Here is a 16,053-nt window from a genome sequence, read left to right on the forward strand (position 1 = left end):
GGGCACTTTGAGCAGAACGAATAATACTGTCTAATTGCGCCTTTGGAATCGTTTTTATCCGTTTGATATTTACGAAAAGAACGATGATTCCGCAGATGGTCTATGATTGGATTCATATGAAATACCTCCATTTCAATACTCTTAACAGACTAAGTATAGCCTTTTTTAGAATTAGATGAAAGCATTTTTAGGCTAAGAGTTGAAAAAAGCATCTGATATCCAGTAAAATAACGATAGAAAGCAGGTGAGCGGGCATGGACAAAAAGAAAGCTATCGTCCTACTGGAAAAATATTTTTTTACGACGGAAGAAGCCGCCATGTTTTTAGGAATTTCCAAACAAGCTTTGTCGTTGCTAGTAAAGCGTGGGAAAATAGGGCGCGTAGAAAAGGGGCAAGTTAGTTTATTCTTTAGAGCTGATCTGGAAGCACGAAAGAATGAGCAAGTGACACTCCGCAAAAAATATCGACCGTATACATAACGAAAGTTCACCGGAAAATCAGATTGTCAGGACTCGAAATAAACGGTAGAATGGATTATATATAGAAGAAATGCAAATCGGGTATGGAGGCGTTTGAAGGAATGAGATTAGATAAATTGCTCGCCAATAGTGGTTTTGGAAGCAGGACAGAAGTGAAACAGCTACTGAAAAATGGTGCCGTTACCGTGAATGATGTGCGTCAAAAGGAAGCGAAATTTCAGATAGATGTTGCGCAAGATTTGGTGGAGGTATACGGAGAATCTGTCTTGTATGAAGAATTTACATACTTGATGATGAATAAACCACCAGGCGTTGTTAGTGCGACAGAAGACAATTGGGATCAGACGGTCATTGATTTATTAGATGAACGAGATCGATTGAAAAAACTTTTCCCAGTCGGACGTTTGGATAAAGATACAGAAGGATTGCTGCTTATTTCGAATAACGGTGTTTTGGCGCATAATTTATTATCTCCTAAAAAGCATGTGGATAAGACATATTTTGCGAAAATCGAAGGCGTTGTAACGGAAGCGGATATCACGATTTTTAGAGACGGCGTTACTATTTCGGATAATTACACGTGTAAGCCGGCGGAATTAGTTATTTTGCAGGTTGAAAATGGGGTTTCTGATGTGGAAGTAACGATTCAAGAAGGGAAGTTCCACCAAGTGAAGCGGATGTTTGAGGCAGTTGAGAAACAGGTTATTTACTTGAAACGCTTGCGGATGGGGGCTCTGCATCTAGATGAAACGCTTGCACTCGGAGAATATCGTCCGTTAACTCCAGCCGAGTTGACCGCATTGACAACATTTGAAAAGTAAACTGTACTAGTCATGAATTTTAATCGGCCGCTACAGTTGGATAAAGTATTTTGAATGGCTGTTCGCTACTGTATTGATACAAAGGCTATTCATTTTAAACTGTAATAGTCGATTTGTATTGCTGTCAAAGTGCCTGGATTCATAGTAGAATGGAGATATCATATTATTATTTAATTGGAGGAAAAAGAAATTATGAGTGATTTATTTACAACGTTAAAAGCGCAAGTAGCAGGAAAAGGTCTACGTATTGTTCTACCAGAAGGCGAAGATGCGCGTATTGTTGGTGCGGCGGCGGAACTTTTGAAAGATGGTATTGTAACTCCGATTCTTTTAGGCGATAAAACGGCGATTGCAGCGACAGCGAAGGAACTAAACGTATCTTTGGAGGGCATCGCGATTCATGAGCCAGCGACAGATCCACTTTTTGACGAGTTGGTTGCAGCATTTGTGGAACGTCGTAAAGGCAAGGCAACAGAAGAGGACGCGCGTAAAATCCTCGTTGACCCGAACTACTTTGGTACGATGCTAGTTTACACAGGCAAAGCGGACGGGCTTGTAAGTGGCGCAGCGCATTCTACAGCGGACACGGTTCGTCCAGCGCTACAAATTATCAAAACAAAACCTGGCATTTCAAAAGTAGCTGGCGCCATGATTATGGTACGCGGCGACGAAAAATATGTGTTCAGTGATGTAGCGATTAATATTGCGCCAGTTGCACAAGATTTGGCGGAAAACGCGATTGTTAGTGCGGAAACGGCTTCGGTATTCGGTATTGATCCACGCGTTGCTATGCTTAGCTTCTCGACAAAAGGTTCCGCTAAGTCGGAGGAAACAGAGAAAGTAGCTGAGGCAACTGCGATTGCGAAAGAAAAAGCGCCTGATTTAGTATTGGATGGCGAGTTCCAATTTGATGCGGCGTTCGTTCCTTCCGTAGCAGCGAGCAAAGCGCCTGATTCTGTTCTTAAAGGTGACGCGAACGTGTTCATTTTCCCAAGTCTAGAAGCAGGAAATATTGGTTACAAAATTGCGCAACGTCTTGGTAATTTTGAAGCTGTAGGTCCGATTTTACAAGGCTTGAACGCGCCAGTGAATGACCTTTCTCGTGGCTGTAATACGAAGGATGTTTACAATTTAACACTGATCACTGCGGCACAAGCTGTAGCAGAATAATACCATGTTTAGGGGTATAACCCAAATAAATCGGCGACAAGCGCTCGCATTCAGGGGATTTGGCGGACTTCCGGTTCTCACATACACTAGTATGCTCCGCTTCCGGTTTCCGCCAAATCCCCTGAATACAAACGCTTTCGCTCGCTTTGTGTGAATCTTGATTTTCGTCTTACCTGAAATAAAATGGGTAAGGCGATTTTTATCTTGATGGAGTTTTACCTTAGGCTCGTTTTTTATTTATAGTGACGCAATGAAAAGCTCAAGTAAGCGTGTGTCTCCTGTTAATTCAGGATGAAATGCGGTGACGAGAATTTTTCCTTGTTGGGCTGCAATGCATTTGTTATCAATCGTTGCGAGGACGCTAACTTGTTCACCAACGGAAGCGATGTAAGGCGCTCGGATGAAAACCGCTGGAAATGGATCGCCTTTCAAACCTTTTATCTCGATCGCTGCTTCAAAACTATCTTTTTGCCGGCCAAAACCATTTCGCATCACAACGGTATCGATTAAACCAAGTGTTTCGTCGTCGCTACCGTCTATTTCGCGTGCCGTCAAAACCAAGCCCGCACATGTCCCAAAAATACCTTTTCCAGATTTCGCGAAAGCTTGAATCGTTTCAAATAAATCGTACTTCTTCATGAGACGGCGCATTGTCGTGCTTTCGCCGCCAGGCAAAATGAGTCCGTCAAGGTCGTGTAACTGATCGGGATGTTTCACAGCAACCGCAGTGGCACCAGTTCGTGAAATCGCGTCCAAATGTTCTGATACAGCACCTTGTAGCGCTAAAACGCCAATTTTTTTCATTTTACCAGCCTCGATCTTGCATACGATCTTCAGGGTTCAAACGAGAAATCTCGATTCCCTTCATGGGTGCACCAAGTTCTTTGGAAAGTTTGCCAATCAGTTCGTAGTCTGTAAAATAAGTCGTTGCTTGCACGATTGCGTTCGCAAATTTAGCTGGGTTATCCGATTTGAAAATACCAGATCCAACGAAAACACCGTCCGCGCCAAGTTCCATCATCAAAGCAGCATCCGCAGGCGTCGCGACACCACCAGCAGCGAAATTCACGACCGGTAATTTGCCAAGTGTTTTAATTTCTTTTAAAAGTTCATACGGAGCGCCTAAAAGTTTAGCCTCGGTCATCAGTTCGTCGTCACTCATCACGCTGACTTTGCGAATTTGGCTGTTCACTTTGCGCATGTGGCGAACGGCTTCCACGATATTTCCAGTTCCGGGTTCTCCTTTTGTACGAAGCATGGAGGCTCCTTCACCGATACGGCGGAGCGCTTCGCCAAGATCTCGACAACCGCATACGAAAGGTACGGTAAAATCGCTTTTTAGAAGGTGGAATTCATCATCAGCAGGAGTCAAAACTTCACTTTCATCGATATAATCGACGCCCATCGCTTCGAGTACGCGAGCTTCAGAAATGTGACCAATACGAGCCTTCGCCATGACTGGAATCGAAACCGCATTCATCACTTCCTCGATAATACGCGGATCAGCCATACGTGCGACGCCACCAGCTGCACGAATATCAGAAGGCACCCGTTCTAGCGCCATGACAGCGACAGCCCCAGCGTCCTCCGCGATTTTTGCTTGTTCTGCATTAATGACGTCCATGATAACGCCGCCCTTTTGCATTTGCGCCATACCTCTTTTTACCAACTCACTACCAGTTTGTTTTTCCATTTGATCCATTCCTCCTTTATATATGTAGAACTTCTGCCTTGGAAACCTGTACCTCTATATGGTAAGCTAAAACCAAAATTAAAGGAACAGCCAATTGGTGGAGGTTTAGGTGGTCCAATAGAGAATTTTTGAAGAAGCCCGTGCCACTATATTCCACTGAAAAGGAGGCGAATCAAACCCATGTGGAAAATTACAAAAACAAAATCATTCCCGATCTACCAACAAATCGTAACGCTTATCGAGGCTTACATTGAAACAGGAAAACTACTCCCCGGCGACAAAATCCCAGCCGAACGTGAGCTCGCCACCATGCTTCATGTTAATCGCTCCACACTCGTCAAAGCGCTCGACGAACTCAGTGCGCGCGGTATCATCACTCGTAAACAAGGCAGTGGCACGCGTATCAGCGAAGATAAGTGGGGCGTTTTTACCGGTCAAAAAACAAACTGGCGTCATTATGTGACTCAGGGCTCCTTTTTGCAAGCAACGCCCTACATGGATAAAATGAAACAGCTTCTGCACGAATCTCCTGATGATGTAATCGATCTTGCTTCGGGAGAGCTTCCAGTTCATCTCATTCCAAAAATATCGACGCCGGCGCTATCGTGGCAAAGTTTTCTAGCGGAAGAAGATAGTGAAGATACAGCAGGATATCAGCCGTTAAAAGAAACGATTCGCGACATGATTGCACGAGACCATGATGTCAAAACCAACCTTGATCAAATTTTTATCACATCAGGCGCGCAACAAGCTCTATTCTTAATTACACAATGCCTGCTAACAAGCGGTGACGCAATTGCGATTGAATCACCATCTTATTTCTATGCGCTCTCGATATTCCAGTCAGCTGGTCTGCGAATCTATGCATTACCAATGGACGAAAACGGCGTGAAATTGGACGAGCTGGAGCAACTTTACCGCAAGCATCGCATTAAAATGGTATTTGTCAATCCAACTTTTCAAAATCCGACAAGCTTAACAATGAGCGTAAAACGCCGGGAAGCGCTTGTGAAATTATGTGCCAAAATTCAAGTTCCAATTGTAGAGGATGATCCATACAGTATGCTAGCTTTTACCGACCAGGCGATGCCGCCACTTCTAAAAAAAATAGACCCTGATAATGTTCTATACATCGGTTCTTTATCAAAAGTAATGGGCTCTACGACGCGTATCGGTTGGCTTCTGGGCCCCGCAGCTGTCGTGACAAGGCTTGCCGAAGCACGTCAAGAAATGGACTTTGGACTTAGTATTTTCCCACAAGTTTTGGCGAATCACGTTTTGAATGATCCTGGTTTCGATAAACATATCGTTTGGTTACAAGAAACACTAAGAACGCAAAGGGACACACTTATCGCTCATTTGCCGAATGGAGTTACGTACCACATCCCAGAAGGCGGATTTCATCTATGGTGCCATTTACCTGAAAATAAAATGTGGATGAATCGGGATTTTGATATTTTCTTAGAACATAAATTACTTGTGATGCCAGCTTTTTTATTTGGTATTAAAGAGCCCTCGATTAGACTGACTTTTGCGCGATTAAATGAAACGGAATTAATAGATATTCAGAAAAAATTAGCTGACATTATTACTAGATAGGATTTATTCGTTTTCATTGTTCTAAAAAACATGATTAGGAGCACATCAAAATAAAATGGTGTTACATGAAAGGCGATTATCCTCAAATGTAACACCATTTTTTATTGTTCTGCATAATATTGAACTGTGGATGGTAATTTTTTAACTTGTTTGTAATTTGCTACAAACTGATTATTTGTGACATGAATCTTGAATTTCTTGTTTTTCGCTAGTTTGTCAGGTGAGTAAAATGTGATGTTTTCCGAACTTCCGTCTTTTTTATACGCTTTTAACGTATATTTATAGCCGGAAAATTGGTTTTTCTGAATCGGTTTACCATTCGTATGCACATCGACAAAATAGGCTTTGGCAGCAGCGTCTGAGGGCATGCCATATTCAAATACGACACATAATGCAATCAACAGTCCTGCTAATGAGAGTAACAATCCTTTTTTGTTTTTCATTTTTCTCAACCTTCCTTCACTAGTTTAATTGATCAGCGGCTTTTTTTTGGAATGTCAGCTTGTTTGACCTCTTCGTAGGATGTTACGCCTTTATCCTCTTTTACGAATACTTCGAGATACGCGCCTTTGCGTAAGTTCTTTTGGGCGATAAGCTCTAATTGCTTCTTCTTACCATCTTCATTGTAACCTGTGAAATCGTAGTTATAGTCTGTGTAAGTGGAACCATCGCTCGCTTGACCGCTCGTTTTTTTACCATCTGTTGTTATTTTGACGTAGTATGTGTCAGCACCCATTCGATTGAAATTCACAAAACGCATGGCTAGCAATCCGCCACCGATGATAATAACGATAACGATGAGTGTGATCATTAGTTTTTTCATAGGATGTCAGCTCCTTTACTTGATACGTTTATTATATCGTGCCTAAAGATTTGTTTCCCGCTTCTTAACTAACAAAAGGGATGCCGAACCTTACAATTTTGCAATGTTGGCTGTCATGTTGCATTTTTTTCGATAATGTGATTAAATGGTATAGTTGACTAATTAACGTTAGGTTAGGAAGTGAAAAATTATGAAAGAAATGGATACAAGAATGGAAACGGACTCGGTTTTGAGGGTTTTTCTAAGGTATTTAATTCCTTCGCTCGTTGGGATGTTGCTGATGTCGGTGAATATTGTGACGGATGGGATTTTTGTAGGACATAGACTCGGTGGGGTAGCGCTTGCTGGGATTAATATTGCGGTGCCGGTGTTCTCTATTTTTACGGCGATCTCGCTTTGGATTGGGATTGGTGGGGCGACGCAATACTCGTTCGCACTGGGTGAAAAGAACATTCCGGAGGCGCAACGCATTTTTTCTCGTTCTATTATAATGGTGTTTTTAATTACGATTACATTGGCCGCGATTGCGTTTATGTTTCGGGTGCCACTGGCGAACGTGTTGGGTGCGAATTCTGAGACATTGCCGTACGTGATGGATTATATGACGATTTTGCTGATGTTCGGTTTTGCGTTTACGATTGAAAATATTTTGAGTATTTTCGTACGTAATGATGGCGATCCGAATCTCTCGATGGTCGCGTTAATTGTGACGGCTGTCGTGAATGTGATGTTGAATTATTACTTCCTATTCATTTTGGACTGGGGCGTTAGCGGTTCGGCAGGTGCGACGATCATTGCGGTTACAATCGGCATCGGCGTACTATCCACCCATTTTTTTCAAAAAAATCTTCGCGCTTAAAATTCGTGAAGTTCCGCTTTTCAAAAAGTTCGCTTACAAAAACATTCTCTATCGGATTACCGAGTTTCTTGTCGGAGCTTGGTTTGTCTGTGTTCACGATGGGTTACAATATCGCGATTGCAGCAGTTGCGGGCACAGCAGGCGTCGCGGCGTTTTCTGTATTGAACTATACGCATAGTGTTATTTTGATGTTGTTCCTGGGTATGAGTTCGGCAATTCAGCCACTGATTAGTTACTATCGTGGCGCGAAACAACAAGATCGGGAGCAACAAACAATGAGGCTTGCGATTATTACGGCGATTGGAACAGGTTTTGTTTTCTTCGTTGGTGGATTTTTCGGAGCAGGCCATATTGTAGCGATGTTCGGCACGTTTAGCCAGGAGATTGTTGATTTGGCGACGGTCGCTGTGCGAGTTTTTTTTTGCGGGGTATCTATTTATGGGCTTCAACTTCGTGATGATGACGTATTTCCAAACGAGTGGCCGAGTTGGTATGGCGATTTGGATTACAGTTGCACGTGAAATGCTGTTCATGGTGGCATTCCTACTCATCTTACCGCCATTTTTCGGGGCAGAAGGTGTTTGGGCATCGATTCCACTTTCCGAAGCTGTGGTGGCCTTGTCCATCGTGATATACGCGAGACGCAAGCATATTTTTGGTAAAATACAATAAAGTTAGAAAATCCGTGTCCAAATCGGCATGGATTTTCTAATGTTTGTGAAATAAAAAAACCATAAAAATCCTGCCACTAAATATGGTATAGGATAGTGCTTTAATCACAACTTGTAGTGGTTGACAAATACGATTTTTGTAGTCTGGTTCACAAAGAATTTGGCTTGAAAATAAATTTAAAATCCGAAAACCTTTGAGATGAAACGCTTCGTATCGATTATTGGAAAAATGATCAGACACAATATCTTGCATTCACATTCTAAACGAGGTACTATATATAGTATCGGAAGCCGTTAAAACATGAAATGCTATTTTAACTTTTACAAAGGATCAGACTTTTGCAAAAGTTAATTTTTTTGTTCGGATGAGGCTCGTTTCGATAGGTGAATGAGACCAGGTTTAACTTGAAATATTGGGAAGAAATGGGGACTACAAATGACGACTTACATAGTGAAAGACGGAGGGAATCGCAAACTACCTTTCGACAAGGAACGACTAAACAGATATCTGGACACGATTCATGCAGAATTTCCAGCCTTAGAGATGGAAGATTACAAGCGTAAAGTGTTTACGTTTATTGAGAAGAAAGAGGACTACGCGGCGGACGAGCTTGTGGATTACTTGATTCGTGAAGCAGAGGCGCGTACGGATATTCATCTTCCAGCATGGGAATTATTCGCAGCACGACTTTATTTGAACAAGTTATATAAGAAAGCGAGCAAAAGCCGTTTTTACAATGACGATGATAAATATGGTTCGTATGTTGGTTTACAAGAAAGCCTTGGCGAACGTGGTATTTATTCTGGTAGCATTTTGAAAAACTATTCGAAAGATGAGTTAATCGAAGCTGGTGACATGATTGATCCAGAGAAAGATAAACTTTTCACATATAATGGTTTGTATTTATTGGCAACGCGTTACCTGGCAACGGATCAAGCGCGTAATGTGTATGAGTTGCCACAAGAACGTTGGCTTACAATTGCGCTTTATTTGATGCAAGATGAGCCGAAAGACAAGCGGATGGATTTAGTTCGCGAAGCTTATTGGGCGCTTAGCAATTTGTACATGACAGTAGCGACACCAACACTTGCCAATGCTGGTAAAGTCGGTGGACAATTATCGAGTTGCTTCATTGATACAGTGGACGATAGTTTGCAAGGGATTTACGATAGCAATACCGATGTGGCGCGCGTAAGTAAACATGGCGGTGGTGTTGGTGCTTATCTTGGTTATGTGCGTTCTTCGGGTTCTGCGATTCGTGGCGTGCGCGGTGCTAGTGGTGGCGTTGTTCCGTGGATTAAACAACTGAACAATACGGCGGTTAGTGTCGATCAATTAGGCCAACGTAAAGGCGCGATTGCGGTTTACTTGGACGTTTTCCATAAAGATATCGAAGCGTTCCTAGACCTTCGCCTAAACAACGGAGACCAACGTTTACGGGCACATGACGTATTTACAGCTGTTTGTATGCCAGACTTATTTATGGAAGCTGTCGAGCGTCGTGGTGACTGGTACCTATTCGATCCACATGAAGTCAAAGAGAAAAAAGGCTGGTACCTACAAGATTTCTACGATGAGCAAAAAGGTGACGGCTCGTTCCGCGAGAAATATGAAGAGTTAGTGATGGATGAAACGGTGAGCAGAAAAATCGTGAAGGCGATTGATATTATGAAACGCATTATGGTGAGCCAACTGGAAACGGGTAATCCGTTCATGTTCTATCGTGATGAAGTCAACCGGATGAATCCTAACAAACATGCGGGAATGGTTTACTCTAGTAATCTGTGTACTGAAATTATGCAAAATATGAGTCCGACGAGGATGATTCAAGAAATCATTAGTGGGGACCAAATCGTGATTACAAAACAAGCCGGCGATTTCGTTGTTTGCAACTTGTCTTCTGTGAACTTAGGTCGCGCTGTTACGGCGGAAGATCCAAATACGTTGGAACGTTTGATTGCGATTGAAGTCAGGATGCTGGATAATGTGATCGATTTGAACGAGCTTCCAGTACCGCAAGCAACGATTACGAACAAAAAATATCGCTCGATTGGCCTTGGAACGTTTGGTTGGCATCACTTGCTTGCCCTTAAAAATATCGCTTGGGATAGCGCAGAAGCTGAAACTTTTGCCGATGAGCTATACGAGCAAATCAATTTCCTAACCATCAAAGCGAGCGCGGCTTTAGGTAAAGAAAAAGGCACGTACTCCGTCTTTAAAGGTAGTGATTGGAATACTGGCGAATATTTCGAACGTCGCGGTTATACATCGGATGCATGGCAAGAACTTGCAGCAGATGTTGCTAAAAATGGTATCCGGAATGCGTACCTGCTAGCTGTTGCTCCGAACATGAGTACAGCGCAAATCGCAGGCTCAACGGCATCCATCGATCCAATTTTCAGTCCGTTTTATTATGAAGAGAAGAAAGATTATCGTCGCCCAGTCATTGCGCCAGATCTTTCGCTTAAAACATACCCATACTATGGCAAAGGCGCGTACCAGGTGGATCAATTCGCAAGTGTCCGCCAAAACGGTCGCCGTCAACGCCATGTCGATCAATCACAAAGCTTCAACTTCTATGTACCAAGTGGAATTAAAGCAAGTAAATTGTTAGAACTTCACATGTTGGCTTGGAGTGAAGGTTTGAAAACGACGTATTATGTCCGTTCGAATGATATCGATGTAGAAGAGTGCGAATGGTGCTCAAGCTGATAACTTAAAATAGTTCATATACGATGTAAATCGGCGGCAAGCGCTCGCCTCGCCTCAATTTGATGGACTTCCGGTTCTGCTACACAAGAGTAGTTACGCTTAACTTCTCGCATGGTCGGGGATACGACTCCCTCCCTGCTTTCAGTCATCACATACACTAGTATGCTCCGCTTTGTTGGGACTGTTCGATATGTAATGAGTTACAGTCCCAATATAAGCGTGAATACATGAACGGTTAATCCGATCAAATTGAGGCGAGGCAAACGCTTTCGCTCGATTTGTTTTATGCAGAATGTAGATGTTACACAAACATCAAGAAAAAAGTACATAAAGATTAAGAGGAGGTTATTATATGACGGATCAAAAAGAAGAATTGCACCGTATTAAAATTTTAGAACCGCTGAGCCCGAATCGCTCAACTGCAATTATAAATGGTGACACGAGTGGTATTTTGAATTGGAATGATATTCCGTATCCATCGTTTTATCGTGCGTATAAAGAGTTATCGACGAACTATTGGATTCCTGATGAGGTCGATATGAAGAGTGATGCTAAGCAATATCCGCTACTTTCAGAAGAAGAGAAGTATGCTTTTGATGCGATTATTGGTTTGCTGGCGACGCTTGATTCTCCGCAGACAAGGTTTATTTATAATGTCGCAGAATATATTACAGATCCAGCGGTGCATGCGAATACCGCGATTATCGGACAACAAGAAGTAATTCATAATGAGAGTTATTCTTACGTGCTTGCTTCGATTACGAATTTGCAAGAGCAGAAGCGTATTTTTGAATTGGCGCGGACGCATCCGACGATTATTAAGCGGAATGAGCCGATCATGGAATCGTATGATGATTTTATGAATAACAAAACAGGTGAGAATTTAGTCAAAGCGTTGATTCAATCTTCTATTTTGGAAGGTATTAATTTTTATAGTGGTTTTGCTTATTTTTATAACTTGGTTCGTCAAAATAAAATGACGGGAACTGGGAAAATTATTAGTTTTATTAATCGTGATGAATTGGCACACTCTAAGTTTATCTCAGAAGTTATTCGCGCGATTCTTGGTGAAAATCCGGAATTGCAGACAGATGAACTTGTGGAATATACGCATGAGGCTTTCCGCCACGCCGTGGAATTGGAGACGATTTGGTCGGAGGAAGTATTGGATGGGATTGAAGGCATCGATGTATCGGAAATGGTGGATTACGTAAAATATCGTGCCAATAAGATGCTTGGTATGCTTGGTATTCCTGAACTTTATCCAGGTCACAGCGAGAATAAGATGTCGTGGATTAAGGCGTATGCAGATAATTTTACCGAAACGAAAACGGACTTTTTCGAAATGCGCAATAGTAGTTACAAAAAAAACAAATGTCGACAACGGTTTTGACGATCTATGAAAATCCTCTTGGCGTATGATTCTTTGAGTGGGAATACGAAGATGGTTGCGGAGGAAGTCGAGGCGGAACTTGTACGAGCACAGCATGATGTGACAAGTTTCCGCGTTCATCCCGGTGCCCAGTATCCACTCGAGACGGACTACGATTTGTTCATTTTAGGGGCATGGACAGCTGATTTAGGTAGGACACCGCCAGACATGAAGGATTTCATTGCAGAATTAGGAACGAAACCACCGCACGTCGCGATTTTTGGGACAGGCGAAACGCAATGGAGCATGGCTTATTATTGCGGGGCAGTCGATCGGATAGCGACGTATTTTGCATCGGATTATCCGAGGTTGAAGATTGAGCAGATGCCGAATAATGAAAGGGACCATGTGGCGATTCAGGAATGGGTCGCGGAAGTATTGTCCATGAGAGAAGGGGTAGTAAAATGACAAGTATCGAAATTAAATCAATGGAAGAATTCGAACAACATATAGCAGCTGGAGAACTAGTATACGTGGATTACTGGAAAGACAACTGCCCAAATTGCAAGATGTTAGATCTCTCATTCCAAGAGTTCAAAAATTCATCGATGGCAGATAAGGTGAAGGTATTGAAAGTGAAATTAGAAGAAGTAGGGGAAAATTTCTTTTTCGATCGCAATATCCGCCAAACACCGACATTGGTGCTTTATAAAGGTGGGGAAGAAGTTTCGCGGTTGAATGGTTTTATTCCGCCAGAGCATATTGAGGAAGCGGTAGTGGCGCAGGAAGCATAATGGGATAGATGCATATTTCAAGTAAATTGGCGACAAGCGCTCGCATTCAGCGAATTTGGCAGACTTCCGGTTCTCACATACACAAGTATGCTCCGCTTCCGGCTTCTACCAAATTCGCTGAATACAAACGCTTTCGCTCAATTTGTGTGAAGCAGGATTTTACATCTTATTCAAAAAAATAAAAAAAGTATATTGTATTGTGGTGCTGCAAAACTATACAAGGGGATTAGAGAATGGAAATAACGTTTTTAGTAGGTAACGGCTTTGATAAAATGCATGGTTTAAATACATCATATTCTCAATTTTATAGTTGGATAAATAATAGTGGACTTGGCAAAAGCAATTTTTTATACAACCAAATAAAAACGGATACGGAGAAATGGTCCGATTTCGAACTTCAGATGGGACAAGCAACGTATGAAATAGTAGAGGGATCGCTAACCAGTGAAGAATTTTTATTATGTCTAGAAGAATTTAGTGGAGATTTTAAGGGATACATAGAAAAAGAAATCGGTAAATTCGAAATTCCTTCAATTGAAAGAACACTTAGTGATTTTCATTCTGAGTTAGATGAAAAGGCACAAAATAAAATAAAGCAAATCTTGCAACCAAAAGGTTATAGTATGGGACACGGTGGGGGTAAGATTGCTACGACGCCAATTACTTATAATTTTATAAACTTTAACTATACGGATACATTAGCAAAAAGTCTAGAGAAAATTGATTGGGATTGTGTGGGGAAAGATATATCCAATGCCGTCACAGGGAATCAAGGAATTAAGATCAATGCTGAGATGGGAAAGCATATTCACATACATGAGACGCTTGCTGGGGGGATGTTTCTGGGAGTTAATGATGTGAGTCAATTAGATGAAACAAAGTTTAATGAAGTACAATTAGATATTTTGATAAAGCCTAGGAGCATAGAAGAATACGACGATGAACGAATTACTGAAATTGAAAAAATAATTATGGATAGCTCTATAATTATTGTGTTTGGAATGTCTTTTGGAGCGACTGATAAGAAGTGGTGGGAAAGCATTATTAGAAAAGCAGAAGAGACAACAACATATGTAATCTTGCATTACTATGATGCAGAAGGTAAATTTGAATTAAATAGAGGAAACCATAATAGGTACCTTCAAAATAAACGAGTGGTGCAGGATGAATTACTTTGTCATAAAAGTGATATTAGCAAAGAAAATAGAAGGAAATTCTCCCCTATCGTGAATAGCAAGATTTTGTTTACAAATAGTAAATAAATCATTTGAGATAATCCATATTAAAGGGTGTCTTAGATTGCATACAAGCCATTTCAGCTGAGCTTTACTTGCTGGAATGGTTTTTAAGTTTTATTGTGCCATTATTTTTATCTTCTCCAATCTTGTCCATGCCTAAAGGACAAATTCCAATTTTGATTGTATTGCTAACTTGGTACCGCTGTCATACAATATAAATAAGAGCTAGGCCAACAAGTGAGGCTAAGGTGTGGAATTGCGCAATTTCATTAGTGGATCTGGCAATAGCTTTTACTTCGAAGTAACAGAAATACAATTGACAAAAGGGCATTCTTTTCGAGTTTGGAGAGAATGAAGGAGGACATAAAAATGGAGCAACAACAAGAAAAGTCTGGCTTCCGTGTGAAGATTCAGCATTTTGGTAGTTTTTTAAGTGGTATGATTATGCCTAATATTGGGGCGTTTATTGCATGGGGACTTATTACGGCGTTATTTATTCCGACTGGCTGGTGGCCAAATGAAGAGATCGCGCAACTTGTCGATCCGATGATTAAATATTTATTGCCGCTTTTGATTGGTTATACGGGTGGTAAACTAGTTTATGATACGCGTGGTGGTGTCGTTGGTGCAGCCGTTACGATGGGTGCGGTTGTTGGGACGTCGATGCCGATGTTCTTGGGTGCGATGATTTTAGGACCACTTGCTGCTTGGTTAATTAAGAAATTCGATAAGATGATTGAAGGGAAAATTCGCGCTGGCTTTGAAATGCTAGTGAACAACTTCTCGGCTGGTATTTTAGCAGGGATTTTGGCGATTGTGTCTTTGAAAACGATTGGACCGGCGCTTCAGGCGGTAAATACAGGAATGGCCTCGGGTGTGCAATTTTTAATTGATAATCATTTGTTGCCGCTAGTTAGTTTGCTAGTTGAGCCAGGTAAAGTATTGTTCTTGAATAACGCGATTAATCAGGGAGTTCTGGCGCCGCTAGGTATTGATCAGGCAGTAAGTACTGGGAAATCGATTCTGTTCTTAGTAGAGACGAATCCTGGACCTGGTCTTGGAATATTGCTTGCGTATACAATATTTGGAAGTGGTACGGCGAAACAAACGGCTCCTGGTGCGATTATTATTCAATTCTTGGGCGGGATTCATGAGATTTATTTCCCGTATGTGTTGATGAAACCGGCGCTGATTATCGGTGCGATTGCTGGTGGTATGACTGGTATTATCACATTTAATTTGTTCAATGTAGGGCTTGTTGCGACGGCTTCTCCGGGTAGTATTTTTGCGATATTGGCTTTGACGCCGCGTGGGGATTATCTTGGTATTATTTGTGGGGTATTATTTGCAACGATTGTTTCGTTTGTCGTATCTGCAGTGGTGCTGAAAACGTCGAAACAAACGGATGATGTGGGACTCGCGACAGCGGAACAAAAAATGGCTAGAATGAAAGGTAAGAAGGCGATGGTAGCTAGTGCGGTTGTAGGGACGACAGATGCGGAATTGGCTGCGGATGGAATTCCTGTTGGAACGAGAAAAATTATTTTTGCGTGTGATGCGGGAATGGGATCAAGTGCGATGGGCGCGTCCGTGTTGCGGAATAAGGTGAAGAAGGCGGGACTGGATATCGAGGTTGTCAATTTTGCGATTTCGCAGTTGCCTCCGGACGCTGATATTGTTGTGACGCATCAAGATTTGACGGCTCGTGCGACGGAAAAACTACCAAAGGCCTATCATATTTCGGTTGACAATTTCTTGAATAGCCATAAATACGATGAGCTAGTGCAGAATTTGGCTGACCAGAAATAACTGGGGGAATTT

General features: G+C 41.9%; 13 protein-coding genes and 2 pseudogenes. 11 read left to right on the forward strand and 4 right to left on the reverse strand.

The genetic code is table 11. The features are described 5' to 3' along the window. The first annotated feature begins 254 nt into the window (after positions 1-254). The 3 genes from PCORN_RS14110 to pta all read left to right on the forward strand — a co-directional run bounded on the left by PCORN_RS14110 (position 255) and on the right by pta (position 2,470). A complete protein-coding gene (locus PCORN_RS14110) occupies positions 255-479 on the forward strand; it encodes a helix-turn-helix domain-containing protein (RefSeq protein ID WP_036081855.1) in 225 nt (74 codons plus the stop codon). Between the two features lie 101 nt (positions 480-580). Then, positions 581-1,300, forward strand: coding sequence for a pseudouridine synthase (locus PCORN_RS14115; protein ID WP_036081857.1), 720 nt, complete (start codon positions 581-583; stop codon positions 1,298-1,300). 192 nt (positions 1,301-1,492) lie between these two features. Then, a complete protein-coding gene (pta, locus tag PCORN_RS14120) occupies positions 1,493-2,470 on the forward strand; it encodes a phosphate acetyltransferase (RefSeq protein ID WP_036081859.1) in 978 nt (325 codons plus the stop codon). Positions 2,471-2,707: 237 nt separating this feature from the next. Here the strand turns inward: pta and pdxT are convergent, their stop codons facing one another. Beyond that, positions 2,708-3,274, reverse strand: a complete 567-nt coding sequence (gene pdxT, locus PCORN_RS14125; protein WP_036081861.1) for a pyridoxal 5'-phosphate synthase glutaminase subunit PdxT — start codon at positions 3,272-3,274, stop codon at positions 2,708-2,710. 1 nt (position 3,275) lies between these two features. Then, positions 3,276-4,163 (reverse strand): pyridoxal 5'-phosphate synthase lyase subunit PdxS, encoded by an 888-nt coding sequence (gene pdxS, locus PCORN_RS14130; protein WP_036081863.1) that lies wholly within the window; start codon positions 4,161-4,163, stop codon positions 3,276-3,278. A 180-nt stretch (positions 4,164-4,343) separates the two neighbouring features. On the opposite strand from pdxS, the gene PCORN_RS14135 reads away from it, so the two are divergent. Next, positions 4,344-5,762, forward strand: coding sequence for an aminotransferase-like domain-containing protein (locus tag PCORN_RS14135; protein WP_036081865.1), 1,419 nt, complete (start codon positions 4,344-4,346; stop codon positions 5,760-5,762). A 101-nt stretch (positions 5,763-5,863) separates the two neighbouring features. Here the strand turns inward: PCORN_RS14135 and PCORN_RS14140 are convergent, their stop codons facing one another. Both PCORN_RS14140 and PCORN_RS14145 read right to left on the reverse strand, forming a co-directional pair. Further along, positions 5,864-6,205: a YxeA family protein gene (locus PCORN_RS14140; protein ID WP_036081867.1), complete on the reverse strand. Its 342-nt coding sequence runs from the start codon at positions 6,203-6,205 to the stop codon at positions 5,864-5,866. 32 nt (positions 6,206-6,237) lie between these two features. After that, positions 6,238-6,585, reverse strand: coding sequence for a YxeA family protein (locus PCORN_RS14145; RefSeq protein ID WP_036081868.1), 348 nt, complete (start codon positions 6,583-6,585; stop codon positions 6,238-6,240). Between the two features lie 190 nt (positions 6,586-6,775). On the opposite strand from PCORN_RS14145, the pseudogene PCORN_RS14150 reads away from it, so the two are divergent. The 7 genes and pseudogenes from PCORN_RS14150 (at position 6,776) to PCORN_RS14180 (ending at position 16,041) form a co-directional block, all read left to right on the forward strand. Continuing rightward, positions 6,776-8,116: pseudogene (locus tag PCORN_RS14150) on the forward strand (MATE family efflux transporter). A gap of 435 nt (positions 8,117-8,551) precedes the next feature. After that, positions 8,552-10,828, forward strand: a complete 2,277-nt coding sequence (locus tag PCORN_RS14155; RefSeq protein ID WP_036081869.1) for a ribonucleoside-diphosphate reductase subunit alpha — start codon at positions 8,552-8,554, stop codon at positions 10,826-10,828. Between the two features lie 352 nt (positions 10,829-11,180). Then, positions 11,181-12,231: pseudogene (locus tag PCORN_RS14160) on the forward strand (ribonucleotide-diphosphate reductase subunit beta). Beyond that, on the forward strand, positions 12,228-12,668 hold the full coding sequence (locus PCORN_RS14165; RefSeq protein ID WP_036081871.1) for a flavodoxin: 441 nt from the start codon (positions 12,228-12,230) through the stop codon (positions 12,666-12,668). The pseudogene PCORN_RS14160 and the gene PCORN_RS14165 overlap by 4 nt, the downstream one beginning before the upstream one ends. Next, a complete protein-coding gene (locus PCORN_RS14170; protein WP_036081872.1) occupies positions 12,665-12,994 on the forward strand; it encodes a thioredoxin family protein in 330 nt (109 codons plus the stop codon). Before PCORN_RS14165 ends, PCORN_RS14170 begins: the two co-directional genes overlap by 4 nt. Before the next feature lie 233 nt (positions 12,995-13,227). Further along, positions 13,228-14,256 (forward strand): AbiH family protein, encoded by a 1,029-nt coding sequence (locus PCORN_RS14175; RefSeq protein WP_036081873.1) that lies wholly within the window; start codon positions 13,228-13,230, stop codon positions 14,254-14,256. A gap of 345 nt (positions 14,257-14,601) precedes the next feature. Further along, positions 14,602-16,041: a PTS mannitol transporter subunit IIBC gene (locus PCORN_RS14180; RefSeq protein ID WP_036081874.1), complete on the forward strand. Its 1,440-nt coding sequence runs from the start codon at positions 14,602-14,604 to the stop codon at positions 16,039-16,041. Positions 16,042-16,053 lie beyond the last annotated feature (12 nt).

The organism is Listeria cornellensis FSL F6-0969, from assembly GCF_000525855.1.
Taxonomy (GTDB): domain Bacteria; phylum Bacillota; class Bacilli; order Lactobacillales; family Listeriaceae; genus Listeria_A; species Listeria_A cornellensis.

What these genes read in the sequence shown, in the direction of transcription:
- PCORN_RS14110 (WP_036081855.1), top strand. Translation starts at nt 255, where the DNA reads ATGGACAAAAAGAAAGCTATCGTCCTACTGGAAAAATATTTTTTTACG.
- PCORN_RS14115 (WP_036081857.1), top strand. Translation starts at nt 581, where the DNA reads ATGAGATTAGATAAATTGCTCGCCAATAGTGGTTTTGGAAGCAGGACA.
- pta (WP_036081859.1), top strand. Translation starts at nt 1,493, where the DNA reads ATGAGTGATTTATTTACAACGTTAAAAGCGCAAGTAGCAGGAAAAGGT.
- pdxT (WP_036081861.1), bottom strand. Translation starts at nt 3,274, where the DNA reads ATGAAAAAAATTGGCGTTTTAGCGCTACAAGGTGCTGTATCAGAACAT.
- pdxS (WP_036081863.1), bottom strand. Translation starts at nt 4,163, where the DNA reads ATGGAAAAACAAACTGGTAGTGAGTTGGTAAAAAGAGGTATGGCGCAA.
- PCORN_RS14135 (WP_036081865.1), top strand. Translation starts at nt 4,344, where the DNA reads ATGTGGAAAATTACAAAAACAAAATCATTCCCGATCTACCAACAAATC.
- PCORN_RS14140 (WP_036081867.1), bottom strand. Translation starts at nt 6,205, where the DNA reads ATGAAAAACAAAAAAGGATTGTTACTCTCATTAGCAGGACTGTTGATT.
- PCORN_RS14145 (WP_036081868.1), bottom strand. Translation starts at nt 6,585, where the DNA reads ATGAAAAAACTAATGATCACACTCATCGTTATCGTTATTATCATCGGT.
- PCORN_RS14155 (WP_036081869.1), top strand. Translation starts at nt 8,552, where the DNA reads ATGACGACTTACATAGTGAAAGACGGAGGGAATCGCAAACTACCTTTC.
- PCORN_RS14165 (WP_036081871.1), top strand. Translation starts at nt 12,228, where the DNA reads ATGAAAATCCTCTTGGCGTATGATTCTTTGAGTGGGAATACGAAGATG.
- PCORN_RS14170 (WP_036081872.1), top strand. Translation starts at nt 12,665, where the DNA reads ATGACAAGTATCGAAATTAAATCAATGGAAGAATTCGAACAACATATA.
- PCORN_RS14175 (WP_036081873.1), top strand. Translation starts at nt 13,228, where the DNA reads ATGGAAATAACGTTTTTAGTAGGTAACGGCTTTGATAAAATGCATGGT.
- PCORN_RS14180 (WP_036081874.1), top strand. Translation starts at nt 14,602, where the DNA reads ATGGAGCAACAACAAGAAAAGTCTGGCTTCCGTGTGAAGATTCAGCAT.